We start from the raw sequence: 15,356 nt of genomic DNA, 5'->3' as shown, positions 1-15,356 counted from the left end.
CGGCCAGGAAGCAGCAGCGCCCGCCGACAGCCGCGCCCGCGGCCCCCGGACTGCCCCGAGCCGGAGCCGGAGCCGGAAGCGCCGGGGCCCGCGTTGTGTGGGGGGTCCTGGCTGATCGCGCTGGTGGTGACGGGCCTGGTCGCGGCCGGGGCCGCGCGGGCCGCCGGGGTCTCGGGGGTGCGGCCGCTGTTGCTGGCGCTCGCGCCCGTACTGCCGTCCGCCGGAGTGGCCGTCTCGTACGGGCGGCACGCCGACCCGATGCACGAACTCACCGCGTCCACGCCGTCCGGCGGGCTGCGGCTGCTGCTGACCCGTACGGCGGCCGTGCTCGCCGTGTCCGTGCCGCTGCTGACCCTGACCGGGCTGCTGATGCCCGCCGCCGCCGGGGCGCCCGCCGCCTCGGCCTGGCTGCTGCCGGGGCTCGCGCTCACGCTCGCCGCGCTCGCCCTCGCCTCGTACGTCGGCTGCCGGATCGCCACCTGCGCGGTCACCGCGGGCTGGCTGCTGGCCGTCGGGGCCCCGGCCCTCCTCGTGGGCCCGGCCGACGGTGAACGCCTCTCCCTCGCCGACTCCATGTCCGGCTCCCTCGCCGCCGTCCTCTCCGGCCCCGCCGCCCAGAGCTGCTGGGCAGCGGCAGCGGCCCTTTGCGCCGGGCTGCTGGCCCTGCGCCGTACCTCCTTCGATCGCCTGGAGCGCATGTGAACAGCGCCGCCTCCGTACGCAAGCTCACGGTCCGGCACCGCAGGACCACCGCCCTCGACGCCGTCGACCTCGCCTTCGGCACCGGCGTGCACGGCCTGCTCGGCCCCAATGGCGCGGGCAAGACCTCCCTGATCCGCGTCCTCGCGACCGTCGCCCCGCCCACCTCCGGGCGGGTGGAACTGCTCGGCGGCGATGTCTCGGCGCCCGCGCACCGCACCGCCGTACGCCGCAGGCTGGGCTATCTGCCGCAGGAGTTCGGCTACTACCCGGGCTTCACGGTGCGCGAATTCGTCGCATACGTGGCGTGGCTGAAGGAGATGCCGCGCGCCGCCGCCTCCGCCGCCGTGGAGGGCGCGGTCGCGCGGGTCGGGCTGACCGATCGCATCGATGCGAAGATCCGCACCCTGTCGGGCGGCATGGTGCGCCGCGTCGGCATCGCCCAGGCGATCGTCAACGACCCGGATCTGCTGCTTCTCGACGAGCCGACGGCCGGGCTCGACCCGGAGCAGCGGGTGGACTTCCGGGCGCTGCTGCGGGAGCTGGGCCGCGACGCGACGGTGATCGTCTCGACCCATCTGGTCGAGGATGTCGCCGCGGCCTGTACGGAGGTCACGCTCATCGGGGCGGGCCGGGTGGCCTACCGCGGTACGCCGCACGCCCTGGCCGCGCTCGGCGAGGAGGCGGGGGCGGAGGACTTCGGCGACAACCCGATCGAGCGCGGCTACGCCGTGGCCCTGCGGCGCCACCGGTCCGGCGCCGCACCTACCACCTCCGGATGGTCGGTGACCCGATGAGCCGGACCACCACCCACCCCCTGCGCGCCGAACTCCGCCGCGGCGTCGGCCTGCCCGCCGGGGCCGCCACGCTGGCCGCGCTGCTGTTCGCCATGTACGACCGGGCCGACGGCTGGCTGACCGGCTGGACCGACACGACCGACATGCTGCGCAGCGCCGGGGTGATAGTCGGCGCCCCGCTGGCGGCCGCGGCCGCGTGCTGGCAGGGCGGGCGGGAGCGGCGGCGCGGGACCGAGGAGCTGCTGGCCACGGTGTCGCGGGCCCGTCTGCGGCGGACCCTGCTGGCCGCGGCGCCCACCGTTCTGTGGCCGGTGGTCGGGTATCTGCTCACGGCCGCCGTGTGCCTGGCCGCGACGTGGCAATACGCGAGCGACGTCGGCGGCCCGTACGCGTCGATGCTCGCGGCGGACGCGACGGCGATCGGCTCGCTCGCCGCGCTCGGGTTCCTCGTCGGCCGGCTCGTGCCGTGGCGGCTGGCCCCTCCTCTGGTGGCCCTGGCCGTCTTCAGCGTCGACCCTTACATCGCCAATCAGGACTCACCCATCGCCTGGCTGAGCCCCGGCAAGGAGCATGTGTACGCCTGGGACCGGCCGGTGTGGTGGTTCGGCCCCGTCTCGATGGTGTGGATGGCCGGGCTGGCCGCGGCCGCGCTGCTGGCCTACGCCACCCGCCGCCGGGCCCGCGCGCTGGCGCTCGCGCCGCTCGCCGCCGCGGCCACCGCGGCCGTGCTGATCGTGCAGACGGGCGAGGGCGTATGGCGCCCTGACCCGGCGAGCGCGGCGCTGGTCTGCGACGACGGCGCGCCGCGCGTCTGCGCGTCGCGGACGCACGGCCGGATGCTGCCGGACGCGTCGGCGGCGCTGGCCGGGCTGAGCGCGAAACTGCGCGCCATACCGAACGCCCCCACCCGCATCGTCGAGAGCCGTGGCGATGGCCACCGGGCGCGCCGCACCGACGCGACGCTGTTCGGCTGGGACTACTACTTCCGGCGCAACCGGATCGTCGAGCCGGAGATGTTCGCGGCCAACGCCGCCCTCGACGCGACGGCGCCGCCCTGCCCGGGCGTCTCGGACAAGGAGCGCTACAACGACCTCAGCGAGGCCGTGGCCGAATGGCTGGCGCCGATGCCCCGGCCCGAGCCGCCCATCGGCCAGGACGCTCCGGGCTACACCCGCGCGCTGGCGAAGCTCAAAGCCATGCCCGACGCCGAACGCACCCGCTGGCTCGGCGGCTACTTCGCCGCCGTGCGCTCCTGCCACCCGGAGCGGGTGACGGCCCTGTGACCACGAACCTGCTGCTGTACGCGCGCTCGCGCGCCCTGCCCGTGACGGTCGGCGTTCTGATCGCCGCCGCGCCCGCCACCGCCTGGTTCGCGGACTGGCTCGTCTCGGGGTCCGGCCTCGGTCCGCGGGCCCGCCAGCCGCTGGTCGTCCTCGCACCGCTGCTGGTCTCGGCCGCGATCGGGGCGAGTCTGTACACCCACAGCGAGGAGCTGGACCGGACCGCCGTACGCCCCTGGTGGCCGCGGCGCGCCTGTCAGCTGCTGCTGCTCACTGCGGTGGCGGCGGGGCTGCTGGCGATGGCCGTCCCGGGCGAGTCACAGGTGTACGGGGCGTACGCCATGGCCCGTAACGTCCTGGGCTCCGTGGGGGTCACCGCCCTGGCCGCCGCGCTCATCGGCGCCCGGCTGAGCTGGCTGCCGATGCTGGTGCACACCGGCGCGGTCTACTTCACGGCGCGGGCCGAGCCGGGCGGCCCCGGCGCGGTCTGGGCCTGGTCGGTCCAGCCGGGGCCGCAGCGGGCGGCGTGGTGGACGGCGGCCGCGCTGTTCGCCGCGGGCACCTGCCTCTACGCGCTGCGCGGCGCCCGTCCGGAGGGCCCCGGCTCGCGCCGCTGAACGGCCCGCCGTATGTACGGCCAGCACAGGACGCCGGTCGTCAGGGCGAGCAGATGGCCGCAGTCGGTGAGCGGATCGGTGAACTCCACCAGGTCCAGGACGAGCACCAGCGTGATCCCGCCGAGCAGCGTCCAGCGCAGCCGGGGCCACAGCAGCCCGGCGAGCGCGCCGGTGCAGGCGAGCAGCCCGTAGCTGATGCCGTAGTCGAGCCGGCGCAGCGAGCTGTCGGGCAGCTGCCCGGCGGCGACCGAGGCGGCCACGGGCAGCTCGGTCATCAGCGTCGCCAGCACATGCCCGAGCAGAAACACCCCGGCGGTCCGCCAGCCGCCCAGCCGCCGCTCCAGCGCGCCGACCACGAGGAGGAAGGCCAGGATGTACGGCGTCAGCACGCCGCCCGCGACCCACACCGCGCTGGCGAACAGCACCAGCACCGGCCGGTCGGAGAGGTTCACGACGTCGGTGCTGGAGTGGGTCAGTACGTCGTGCACGAGGTCCGGGTCCGCGAGCCGGGAGAACAGCCCGGTGACGACCAGGACCACGGCGTAACCGAGCGTGAACGGCGTCCGCGCCGGACTGGGCACGATCCGCGCCCACCTGAAACGGGCGAGAGCAGAGGCCGGGCGCGTACGTACGGCGCTGCTCGCGGGGGCGTCCACCGGGGAGACACGGGCGCGCGGGACCGGGGAGAGCTGTGGCGTGGCGGCGTCGGGGGCTACTGGGCCCGAGTGGGAGGCCGTGGCCACGCGGCGCGTGGCGGCGCGGCAACGCTTCGGCGGGCGCGAAGCCCGGTGTGGTTCACCGGCCGCCGTACCGGCCGCTTGCGTCTCCGTCACGCCGGCGCTCCTTTCTCTTGCCGCTCCCGTCCCTCTCCCCGCCATCTCGTCACAACAACGGCCGGGCCGCACTTCATGTCAGCGGAGCCGGCCCCGCGGTTGTGAACGCCGCCACAGCCGTCCTGGGCCGGCTCGGCCCCGATGGGTAGATTCGGGCAGGGGTGGGCGGCGAAGCGCCCCGCCCGCAGCCGAATCCCAAGCCCCGCAGCCCGAACCTCAGCGCCCCCGGAAGGACCTCGACCACCGTGCACCCGCCGTACGACACCGCAGCCGACCCCGACCGCCCCGTGACCCTCGACCGTCGCGAGGGCCCGTACGGCGAGGTGGTGCTGCGGCGGCGCGGCGAGGGGGACCCCGGCCCCGGCAGCGCACAGCCCGTTTTCGAGATCATCGCCAACGGGTGCTTTCTGATGGACACCTCCGACGGCCGCTCCGAGCGCCTTCTGATCCGCGCCGCCCTGAACGCGCTGCCCGCCGGCCGCCAGGCGCCCGCGCTGCTGATCGGCGGCCTTGGCGTCGGGTTCTCGCTGGCCGAGGCGGCGGCCGAGCCGCGGTGGGGCCGGATCGCGGTGGTGGAGCGCGAGGAGGCGGTCATCGACTGGCACCGCACCGGCCCGCTGGGGCGGATCTCCGCGGCCGCGCTCGCCGATCCCCGTACCGAGGTCATCAGGGCCGATCTGGTCGCCCATCTGCACTCGGGCGCCGCAGCAGCGCCCGAACCGTACGACGCGCTGTGCCTGGACATCGACAACGGCCCCGACTGGACGGTCACCGAGGACAACGACGGCCTCTACTCCCCCGCGGGTCTCGCCGCCTGCCGGGCCCGCCTCGCCCCCGGCGGAGTGCTCGCGGTATGGTCCGCCCAGCCCTCGTCCGCATTCGAGGAAGCTCTCCGGAATGCCGGTTTCACGGGGGTGCGGACCGAAGAGATCAGCGTTGCCCGAGGTGTCCCGGACGCGGTCCACCTGGCGATTCGAGGCGCGTAGCCGAGCCGCGTAGGCTGCCTTTACGCTGCTTGCCAGCGCGCGCGGCCGGGCAATTGACCAGCCACGAGCCGCGGTTTCACGGAACAAAGCAGGGGCGGGCGCATGGAGCAGACTCACAGCAGCCACAACGGAGCCGCCACGACCACGCCGGGAGCACAGCGCCGGATCCTGGTCGTCGAGGACGATCCGACCATAGTGGACGCCATCGCGGCCCGGCTGCGCGCCGAGGGGTTCCAGGTGCAGACGGCCGGGGACGGCCCGGCGGCCGTCGATACGGCCCAGGCGTGGCAGCCGGACCTGCTGGTGCTCGACGTGATGCTGCCCGGGTTCGACGGCCTGGAGGTCTGCCGCCGGGTGCAGGCCACGCGCCCGGTGCCGGTGCTGATGCTGACCGCGCGCGACGACGAGACCGACATGCTGGTGGGCCTGGGCGTCGGCGCCGACGACTACATGACCAAGCCGTTCTCCATGCGTGAACTGGCCGCGCGGGTGCATGTGCTGCTCAGACGCGTCGAGCGGGCGGCGCTCGCCGCGCACACCCCGCGCAGCGGCATTCTGCGCCTCGGCGAGCTGGAGATCGACCACGCACAGCGCCGGGTGCGGGTGCGCGGCGTGGATGTGCATCTCACCCCGACCGAGTTCGATCTGCTGGTCTGTCTGGCCAACACGCCGCGCGCGGTGCTCTCCCGGGAGCAGCTGCTCGCGGAGGTCTGGGACTGGGCGGACGCCTCGGGCACCCGGACCGTGGACAGCCATATCAAGGCGCTGCGCCGGAAGATCGGCGCGGAGCGGATCCGTACGGTGCACGGCGTGGGATACGCCCTGGAGACCCCGGCGCCATGAGGCCTTCGGGCCGCCGAACGGCCGTCTGGAGCCGCGAGACCTGGCGCCGTGCGGCCTGGCGCCGCGAGACCTGGCGCCACACCTGGCGTGAGACCTGGCGTGAGACCTGGCGCGCTGCCTGGGGCCGCCAGTGGGACCGGCTGTGGGACCGGCTGTGGGAGGCCCTGAAGCCGTTCGACCCGTACCGGTCGGTGAAGGCCGCGCTCGGCGCGCTGGTCATCGGCTCGGTGATCATCACCACGCTGCTGGTGTTCGCGGCGATGCACTCGGACACCGAGCTGCGCATCATCACCATCTTCTCGATCATCGCCTCGCTGCTGATCACTCAGTTCGTGGCGCACGGCCTGACCGCCCCCCTGGACGAGATGACCGAGGTCACCCGGGCGATGGCGCACGGCGACTACACCCGCCGGGTGAGCGCCGCCCAGCGGGGCGACGAGTTCGGCGCCCTGGCCACCTCCTTCAACCGGATGGCCGCCGACCTGGAGGCCGTGGACACCCAGCGCAAGGAGATGGTCGCGAACGTCTCCCATGAGCTGCGCACCCCCATCGCGGCGCTACGCGCGGTCCTGGAGAACGTCGTGGACGGGGTCTCGGAGGCCGACCCGGAGACGATGCGCATCGCGCTGCGCCAGACCGAGCGGCTGGGCCGGCTGGTCGAGCAGCTGCTCGACCTGTCCCGGCTGGACAAGGGTGTGGTGCCGCTGTACGCGCGGCGCTTCGAGGTCTGGCCGTATCTGGCCGGGATCCTCAAGGAGGCCAGCATGGCCAAGAGCGCGTACGCGGCCGGCAGCTCGGGCGCGCACGCCCGCAAGGACGTCCACCTCAACCTGGACGTCTTCCCGTCCGACCTGGCCGGGCACGCCGATGTGGAGCGGCTGCACCAGGTCGTGGCGAATCTCATCGACAACGCCGTGAAGCACTCCCCGGCACATGGCCGCGTCACCGTACGGGCGAGGCGCGGCGAGGGCCCGGAGAGCCTGGAGCTGGAGGTCCTGGACGAGGGTCCGGGGATCCCGGAGGCCGAGCGCCACCGGGTCTTCGAGCGCTTCAACCGGGGCGGCCCGTCCGCACAGGGCGGAAAGCCGGGCGCGCCGCGCGGGCCGGGGCAGGGCAGCGACGGCGGTACGGGGCTGGGGCTCGCCATCGCGCGGTGGGCGGTGGACCTGCACGGGGGGCGGATAGGCGTGGCCGAGTCGCCCCGGGGCTGCCGGATCAAGGTCAGCCTGCCGGGGACCCAGTCCAAAGAGCCCTGAGACCGCTGAGAGCCGCTGACGGCCCTCCGCGGGATCTCTGGCAGATCCTCTAGACGAACCCGCGCCCCACAGAGATCAAAATTGACGTAAAGTCGTCAACGAAGGCGCACATGCGTCGACGGTCGCGCACATCCGAGCGGGTGTGGGCGCATTTTCGCGTTCCCGTCGCGCACCAGAACCAGCGGTGATTCCCGCCGCCTCAGGCCCCGAAACCAGCCGATCAATGTGACTTGCACGACGATGACCAGTGCGGCCTGCACGTAGGGGGCCGAGAGGCGTAGCCTTTATTCCCGCTGTCCACCACCTTTAGGAAGCGGAAGAGGGCGGTTGCCGCCGTGTCGCCACAGTCCCCCAACAGTTCGAGCGTCTCGACCGACCAGCAGGACGGTCAGGGGAGTAACCCTGCCGCCGCGTTCGGTCCCAACGAGTGGCTCGTCGACGAGATCTACCAGCAGTACCTCCAGGACCCGAACTCGGTCGACCGAGCCTGGTGGGACTTCTTCGCCGACTACAAGCCGGGCCAGGACACCAGCTCCGCGGTGGCCGAGTCCGCGCCGGCCCCGGCCGCTGCGGGGGCGGCCGGTACCGGCGCCGCCGCGCCGGCCCCGGTGAGCAACGGTGCCGCGCCGGCTCCGGTGAAGCCCGCCGCCCCGGCCGTGCCGCCCGCCGCCCAGCAGGCCGCCCCGGCCCCGGCTCCGGTGAAGCCCGCGGCTCCGGCCCCGGCCGCCGCGCCGGCCAAGGCCGCGCCCGCCGCCAAGACTGCGCCGGCCAAGGCCGCCGAGCCGGCCGCCCCGGGCGCCGGTCCGGAGTACGTCACACTGCGTGGCCCCTCGGCCGCCGTGGCGAAGAACATGAACGCCAGCCTCCAGCTGCCGACGGCCACCTCCGTGCGCGCCGTCCCGGTCAAGCTGCTGTTCGACAACCGCATCGTCATCAACAACCACCTCAAGCGCGCCCGTGGCGGCAAGGTGTCCTTCACGCACCTGATCGGCTACGCCATGGTGCAGGCGCTGAAGGCGATGCCCTCGATGAACCACTCGTTCACCGAGAAGGACGGCAAGCCGACCCTGGTCAAGCCCGAGCACATCAACCTCGGCCTCGCCATCGACCTGGTCAAGCCCAACGGCGACCGCCAGCTCGTCGTCGCGGCGATCAAGAAGGCCGAGACGCTGAACTTCTTCGAGTTCTGGCAGGCCTACGAGGACATCGTCCGCCGCGCCCGCGCGAACAAGCTGACGATGGAGGACTTCACCGGCGTCACCGCCTCCCTCACCAACCCGGGCGGCATCGGCACCGTGCACTCCGTGCCGCGGCTGATGCCCGGACAGGGCCTGATCATCGGCGTCGGCGCCATGGAGTACCCGGCCGAGTTCCAGGGCACGTCGCAGGACACCCTGAACAAGCTGGGCATCGCCAAGGTCATGACGCTGACCAGCACCTATGACCACCGGGTGATCCAGGGCGCCGCCTCCGGCGAGTTCCTGCGGATCATGAGCCAGCTGCTGCTCGGCGAGAACGACTTCTACGACGAGATCTTCAAGGCGCTGCGGATCCCGTACGAGCCGGTCCGCTGGCTGCGCGACATCGACGTCTCGCACGACGACGACGTCACCAAGGCCGCGCGCGTCTTCGACCTGATCCACTCCTACCGGGTCCGCGGCCACGTCATGGCCGACACCGACCCGCTGGAGTACCGCCAGCGCAAGCACCCCGACCTGGACATCATCGAGCACGGGCTCACCCTGTGGGACCTGGAGCGCGAGTTCGCCGTCGGCGGCTTCGCCGGCAAGACGATGATGAACCTGCGCGACATCCTGGGCGTGCTGCGCGACTCGTACTGCCGCACCACCGGCATCGAGTTCATGCACATCCAGGACCCGAAGCAGCGCAAGTGGATCCAGGACCGCGTGGAGCGCCCGCACGCCAAGCCGGAGCGCGACGAGCAGCTGCGGATCCTGCGCCGGCTCAACGCGGCCGAGGCGTTCGAGACCTTCCTGCAGACGAAGTACGTCGGCCAGAAGCGCTTCTCGCTGGAGGGCGGCGAGTCCGTCATCCCGCTGCTCGACGCGGTGCTGGACGCCGCCGCCGAGTCGCGCCTGGACGAGGTCGTCATCGGTATGGCCCACCGCGGCCGGCTCAACGTCCTCGCCAACATCGTCGGCAAGTCGTACGCGCAGATCTTCCGCGAGTTCGAGGGCAACCTCGACCCGAAGTCGATGCACGGCTCCGGCGATGTGAAGTACCACCTGGGCGCCGAGGGCACCTTCACCGGCCTGGACGGCGAGCAGATCGCCGTCTCGCTGACCGCCAACCCCTCCCACCTGGAGGCGGTGGACCCGGTCCTGGAGGGCGTGGTCCGCGCCAAGCAGGACATCATCGGCAAGGCCGGCACCGACTTCACCGTCCTGCCCGTCGCCCTGCACGGCGACGCCGCCTTCGCGGGCCAGGGCGTCGTGGCCGAGACGCTGAACATGTCGCAGCTGCGCGGCTACCGCACCGGCGGCACCGTGCACATCGTCATCAACAACCAGGTCGGCTTCACCGCCGCCCCGGCCGCGTCCCGCTCCTCGATGTACGCCACGGACGTCGCGCGCATGATCGAAGCGCCGATCTTCCACGTCAACGGCGACGACCCGGAGGCCGTGGTGCGCGTCGCGCGCCTCGCCTTCGAGTTCCGCCAGGCGTTCAACAAGGACGTGGTCATCGACCTCATCTGCTACCGCCGCCGCGGTCACAACGAGACCGACAACCCCGGCTTCACCCAGCCGCTGATGTACGACCTGATCGACAAGAAGCGCTCGGTGCGCAAGCTCTACACCGAGTCGCTGATCGGTCGCGGCGACATCACCCTGGAAGAGGCCGAGCAGGCGCTGCAGGACTTCCAGGGCCAGCTGGAGAAGGTCTTCACCGAGGTCCGCGACGCCACCTCCCAGCCGACCCCGACCGCGGTCCCCGAGCCGCAGCCGGAGTTCCCGGTGGCGGTCTCCACGGCCGTCAGCCAGGAGATCGTCAAGCGGATCGCCGAGTCCCAGGTCAACATCCCCGACCGGATCACCGTCCACCCGCGGCTGTACCCGCAGCTCCAGCGGCGCGCGGCGATGATCGAGGACGACACGATCGACTGGGGCATGGGCGAGACCCTGGCCATCGGCTCGCTGCTGATGGAGGGCACCCCCGTCCGCCTGGCCGGCCAGGACTCCCGCCGCGGCACCTTCGGCCAGCGCCACGCGGTGCTGGTGGACCGGGAGACCGGCGAGGACTACACCCCGCTGCTCTACCTCACCGACGAGCAGGCCCGCTACAACGTCTACGACTCGCTGCTCAGCGAGTACGCGGCGATGGGCTTCGAGTACGGCTACTCGCTGGCCCGGCCGGACGCGCTGGTCATGTGGGAGGCCCAGTTCGGTGACTTCGTCAACGGCGCGCAGACGATCGTCGACGAGTTCATCAGCTCGGCCGAGCAGAAGTGGGGCCAGACCTCCGGCGTCACACTGCTGCTCCCGCACGGCTACGAGGGCCAGGGCCCGGACCACTCCTCGGCCCGTATCGAGCGCTTCCTCCAGCTGTGCGGGCAGAACAACATGACGGTCGCCGCGCCGACGCTGCCGTCGAACTACTTCCACCTGCTGCGCTGGCAGGTGCACAACCCGCACCACAAGCCGCTGGTCGTCTTCACCCCGAAGTCGATGCTGCGTCTGAAGGCGGCGGCCTCCAAGACCGAGGAGTTCCTGAACGGCTCCTTCCGCCCGGTCATCGGCGACGAGACGGTCGACCCGGCCGCGGTCCGCAAGGTCGTCTTCACCTCGGGCAAGGTCTACTACGACCTGGCCGCCGAGCGGGACAAGCGCGGGCTGACGGACACGGCCATCATCCGGCTGGAGCGGCTGTACCCGCTGCCGGGCGCCGAGCTGCAGGCCGAGATCGCCAAGTACTCCGGCGTCCAGAAGTTCGTCTGGGCGCAGGAGGAACCGGCGAACCAGGGCGCGTGGCCGTTCGTCGCGCTCAACCTGATCGACCACCTGGAGCTCTCGGTGGGCGCGGACCTGCCGGCCTCCGAGCGGCTCGTCCGGGTGTCCCGGCCGCACTCCTCCTCCCCGGCGGTGGGGTCGAACAAGCGGCACCAGGCGGAGCAGCAGGCGCTGGTCAACGAGGTCTTGGAGATCTGACCGGCTGCGGATCGTATCCGTACGGAAGGCCCGGCTCCCGCGCACTGTTCAGTGCGCGGGAGCCGGGCCTTCCGGCGTACGGTGCGCTCTCGTACGGTCGGGCGGGACGGTCAGGCGGGCAGCGGCGCGAAGTCCCACAGAAGGCGGGCATGTTGCCGCGCCGCCACCACCTGGGGGTGCTCCGCCCCCAGGAGATCCTGGAGGTCATCGAACGCCGCCCGCTGGATCGCCCACGCCTCGTCCCGCCCGCCCTTGATTTCCCGCACGTCCGCGGCCAGCGCGAGCCGCGCCGCCAGGGTCAGCGGATGCCGCTGGCCCAGCGCCGTCTCGGCCCGCAGCGCGGCCTCCCGGCTCAGCGCACAGGCGTCCGTCCGGTCTCCCATGGCCGCGTAGGTGGCGGCGGTGTTGACAGCGATCCCCAGCGTCCAGGGGTGATCCTCGCCGAGTGCCGCGGCCATATCGGTCAGGGCATTGTCCAGCACCGCCCACGCCTGCTTGGCCTCGCCGTACATCAGCATCAGGACCCCGGTGTTCGCCGAGGCGCCGATGGTGTGCGGGTGCTGGGCTCCCAGGCTCGCCTTATAGGCATCGGCGACGAAGGCCGCAAGCGGCCACGCCTGTTCGAGGCGGCCCCTGTGTCTGAGCGCACTGGAGTAACGGGAGGCGATCATCAGGGACGGCGGAGCTGCCTTCCCCAGCAGCCGCTCCGCGCGACCCAGCACCACGGCGAGCAGGGCCGTGCCGGATTCCACCTCACCGCAACTGAGCTGGCACGCCGCCAGGGCGCACTCGGCCATCAGCGTGTGCGGGGTCTGGCTCCCCGGGCCCGCGTGGTGCCGCTCGACGCTGCGGGACTGGTGGGCCAGGGCCTCCGCATAGCGGCCCATCAGCAACAGGTCCCAGGCGTAGTCCGTCTCGGAGGCCAGCGTCTCGAGATGGCCGCTCCCCAGGGTCGCTCTCCGGCGCTCCAGGACCAGCTCGTCCACGTCCAGCGCCGACCCGTAATGGCCGAGCGCCCGCAGCGAGGCGGCCAGTTCGGCCCGAGCGCGTAGGTGGTCCGGGCTGTCCTTGGGCGGCGGGGAGAGGTCCGCCTGCCGCTGGCAGAGCTCGTACGCCTCGGCGTAGCGGCCCAGGCCCCGCAGGTCGGCGGAGAGTGCGTTCATCGCGGCAGGCGAGTCGGCCTCGTCAGACTCGTCCAGGACCCCCCGGTCCAGCCGCTCGGACCGGGCGTAGTTCCCAGTCGCCCGCAGCAGGGCGCTGCAGCGCAGGATCAGCTCCCCGTCCGTAGCGGGCGCATCGGTGACCTCGTCGACGAGGCGCAGGGCCGTCGCGTAATCGCCGCTGAGTGTCAGATAGGTCAGACAGTCGAGGCCCAGCTGCCTGCCGGACAGTTCGAGATACGGCACGAGTTCGGCGTAGCGCGGCCAGGTGGCGGGGTCCTCGGGCTGTCCCGGGTGAGCCGCGACGAGGGCGCCACGGATGACCTGGGCGTCCTTGTCCCGGCGGCCCTCCGGCCTCCTTCTGCGCACCGCGTCACAGACGAACCGGTGCAGGTGCAGCACCTCCCCCTCCCGCCGGACCACGGAGTGCTGCACCAGCTTCCCGACAGTGACCTCGAAGTGGGTGGGGTCCTCCAGCAGCGACGCCACCGCCGGGGAGACCAGCTTCCCCGGAACGGCCCGCAGCAGCGCGAGCGGCACCGGGCCCGGCCCGAAGACCGCGCACAGCTGGAGCAGGTCGGCGGCAAGCTGTGAGTGCGCCTGCAACCGCCGGATGAGCTCCTTGAACGCGGAGGCGTACGGCGCCGGGTACACCACCCCGGACTTCACTGGCACCGTCCCGCCTTCGCGCAGCTTTCGGCTGTACTCCTCGGCGGGCATCGTCGAGCCGCGCAGCCAGCCCGCAGTCTGGTCGAGCGGCAGCGGCAGGTCCTCCACGGCGGCGGCGAGCGCGCCGGCCTCCTCGCGGCTCAGCCGTGGGGCGCGGGCGCGTACGAACGCCACGCTCTCGCCCCTGCTGAACGGCGGCACGTCCAGCAGCTCGACGTAATGGTCGCCCCAGCCGCGGTTCTGCGAGGTGATCAGCACATGGCCGCGCCCGCCCGGCAGCAGATCGGCGACGGCCTCCGGGGTGTCGGCCCCGTCGAGGACGAGCAGCCAGCGGTCGGACGGCACGCCCCGGCGCAGTTTGTCCAGCGTGGCCCCGGCCCGGGCGGACGCGGAGTACCCCTGAACGTCCTTGCCGTAATCCGCCAGATGCCCGCCCAGCCGCTCCTCCAGCACCCCGCGCTCATGCGCCGAGGCCCACCACACCACGTCGTACTCGGCGCCGAATCGATACGCGTACTCGGTGGCGAGCTGGGTCTTGCCGATGCCCGGCAGCCCCACGAGCGCGCACACCGCGGCCTCGGCGGGGGCATCCCGCAGACAGTCGTTGATCCGCTCCAGGAGCAGGTCCCGGCCAGTGAAAGAGGGGTTGCGGCGCGGCACCCCGTCCCACAGCTCGGGCGGATCCCCGGGCAGCCTGGACCGTTGCCGACCACCGTTCGCCCTGGCCGGGGCCGCGCTCACGCCGAGCGCGCGCAACAGCCGCCACTCGCACTCCTCCTCGCCGGCCCCCAACAGCCCGACGGCCCCCAGCCGGGCGACGACGACCGGCAGCGGGTGATTACTGACGACGAAGGCGGCGATCCGGTCCGCGCGCCCGCGTACGGCAGCGGTCCCCAGCGCCGCCTCCCAGTCCTCCTCGGCACGGGCCGAGTCGAGGCCGAAGAAGTGCTCGCTCAGCAACAGCAGATGGAAGGCGTCGTCGCCGAGCAGATCGGCCACCGCGCGGCCCAGGTCCTGGGACGGCTCGGCCGCGGGGTCCCAGCGCCGGACGGTGATCTCCTCGCGCGCGACACCCGTCGCCTCCAGGCGCTGGGCGACCCAGGCCGCCCAGGGGCGGTTGGGCCCGGCGTACGTCACGATGACGGGCAGATGGCCGCGGAGGTGGCCGGGGAGACGGCCGGACGGGCCTGGGTCCGGCGGCGAAGGCACGTACACCACGTCCCCGTGGTGCCCCACGATCACCTGGTCCCCCGAGGAGGAGGCCGGGGAGCTGCGCCCGCTGTCCCCGCTCCGCATCCGGTCGAGCTCCCACTCCAGCCGCCGGGCCCGCTCCTCCGCGGCGATGGCCTGCTCCTCCGCCAGCCACAGCCGGTGCGCCACGGGGTCCTCGGCCTCGGCCTGCTCGGCCGCCACCTCCTCCCCCGCCTGCAGTTGGTGCTCCAGCTCCTCGCACCGCCGCTCGGCCTCCAGGGCCTGCCGCCGCGCCTGGTGCAACTCGTCCTGTAGCCGGGCGACTTCCTCCTTCAGCCGGTCCCGTTCACCGCGTAACCGCTCCCGCTCGTCCCGCAGCAGCTCCACCTCGGCGCCGCGCCCGTCGCGCCCGTCGCGTCCGTCGCGCTCGACCGACATCGACACGGCGAGCTGCCGCTGCTCGATCTCCATCTCCGCGATCCGCTGTTTCCGCGCCTGCAACGCCTCGGTCAGCGCCTCCGCCCGCACCTCGGCCTGCTGGCGCCGCCGGTCGGCGTCGGCGAGCTGGTCACGGAGGTTCTGCAGCTCCCAGCGGGACCTGTTGGTAGCCTGCAACGCCCGCCGTTGCAGACCATGCACATGGGCGATGACCTCGGGCGAGGACGGCCGCCCGGTGGCCTTGGCGGCGTGGGTCAGCAGCGTGTCCACGAACTCGGCCGGGGCGACGGCGGTCCCGTTCAGATAGCGCGACACGGTGCCCGGGTCGCAGTGCACCCGCAGCGCGAACACCCGCAAGGACACCCCGACCGCCCCGAACAGCCCCCGCAGGCCCGCCGCCAACTCGGCGCAGGGCGGGACC

The 15,356-nt window shown here is 72.8% G+C and carries 10 protein-coding genes; 8 read left to right on the top strand and 2 right to left on the bottom strand.

Features of this window, described 5'->3' with window-relative positions; translation table 11 throughout:
- From CCN51_RS20150 to CCN51_RS20135, 4 genes are all read left to right on the top strand, one after another.
- On the top strand, positions 1–702 hold a 702-nt coding region (locus CCN51_RS20150), incomplete at its 5' end, for a zf-HC2 domain-containing protein (protein ID WP_245881654.1).
- Positions 699–1,496: an ABC transporter ATP-binding protein gene (locus CCN51_RS20145; RefSeq protein ID WP_014176471.1), complete on the top strand. Its 798-nt coding sequence runs from the start codon at positions 699–701 to the stop codon at positions 1,494–1,496. The genes CCN51_RS20150 and CCN51_RS20145, both read left to right, overlap by 4 nt.
- Complete coding sequence (locus CCN51_RS20140) at positions 1,493–2,779, top strand: hypothetical protein (RefSeq protein WP_014176472.1); 1,287 nt, start codon at positions 1,493–1,495, stop codon at positions 2,777–2,779. The genes CCN51_RS20145 and CCN51_RS20140 overlap by 4 nt, the downstream gene beginning before the upstream one ends.
- Entirely contained in the window at positions 2,776–3,393 is a 618-nt protein-coding gene (locus CCN51_RS20135; RefSeq protein ID WP_014176473.1) for a hypothetical protein, read from the top strand. Before CCN51_RS20140 ends, CCN51_RS20135 begins: the two co-directional genes overlap by 4 nt.
- On the opposite strand, the gene CCN51_RS20130 is transcribed toward CCN51_RS20135, so the two are convergent.
- Complete coding sequence (locus tag CCN51_RS20130) at positions 3,345–4,226, bottom strand: rhomboid-like protein (RefSeq protein ID WP_238545368.1); 882 nt, start codon at positions 4,224–4,226, stop codon at positions 3,345–3,347. The genes CCN51_RS20135 and CCN51_RS20130 overlap by 49 nt on opposite strands.
- A 245-nt stretch (positions 4,227–4,471) precedes the next feature.
- On the opposite strand from CCN51_RS20130, the gene CCN51_RS20125 reads away from it, so the two are divergent.
- From CCN51_RS20125 to CCN51_RS20110, 4 genes are all read left to right on the top strand, one after another.
- Entirely contained in the window at positions 4,472–5,212 is a 741-nt protein-coding gene (locus CCN51_RS20125) for a spermidine synthase family protein (protein ID WP_014176475.1), read from the top strand.
- Between the two features lie 102 nt (positions 5,213–5,314).
- The gene (locus CCN51_RS20120) at positions 5,315–6,055 is read left to right on the top strand and encodes a response regulator transcription factor (protein WP_014176476.1); all 741 of its coding nucleotides are present in this window, start codon (positions 5,315–5,317) and stop codon (positions 6,053–6,055) included.
- The gene (locus CCN51_RS20115) at positions 6,052–7,311 is read left to right on the top strand and encodes a HAMP domain-containing sensor histidine kinase (protein WP_014176477.1); all 1,260 of its coding nucleotides are present in this window, start codon (positions 6,052–6,054) and stop codon (positions 7,309–7,311) included. Before CCN51_RS20120 ends, CCN51_RS20115 begins: the two co-directional genes overlap by 4 nt.
- A 335-nt stretch (positions 7,312–7,646) precedes the next feature.
- Positions 7,647–11,477, top strand: a complete 3,831-nt coding sequence (locus CCN51_RS20110) for a multifunctional oxoglutarate decarboxylase/oxoglutarate dehydrogenase thiamine pyrophosphate-binding subunit/dihydrolipoyllysine-residue succinyltransferase subunit (RefSeq protein WP_086859945.1) — start codon at positions 7,647–7,649, stop codon at positions 11,475–11,477.
- A gap of 110 nt (positions 11,478–11,587) precedes the next feature.
- On the opposite strand, the gene fxsT is transcribed toward CCN51_RS20110, so the two are convergent.
- A partial coding sequence (gene fxsT / locus CCN51_RS20105; RefSeq protein WP_086859944.1) for an FxSxx-COOH system tetratricopeptide repeat protein occupies positions 11,588–15,356 on the bottom strand: 3,769 nt, incomplete at its 5' end.

It is taken from the genome of Streptomyces milbemycinicus (genome assembly GCF_002154605.1).
Lineage (GTDB): Bacteria > Actinomycetota > Actinomycetes > Streptomycetales > Streptomycetaceae > Streptomyces > Streptomyces milbemycinicus.
The sequence above is the reverse complement of the archived record's forward strand: the minus strand, read 5'-3'. Positions and strand labels throughout refer to the sequence as shown.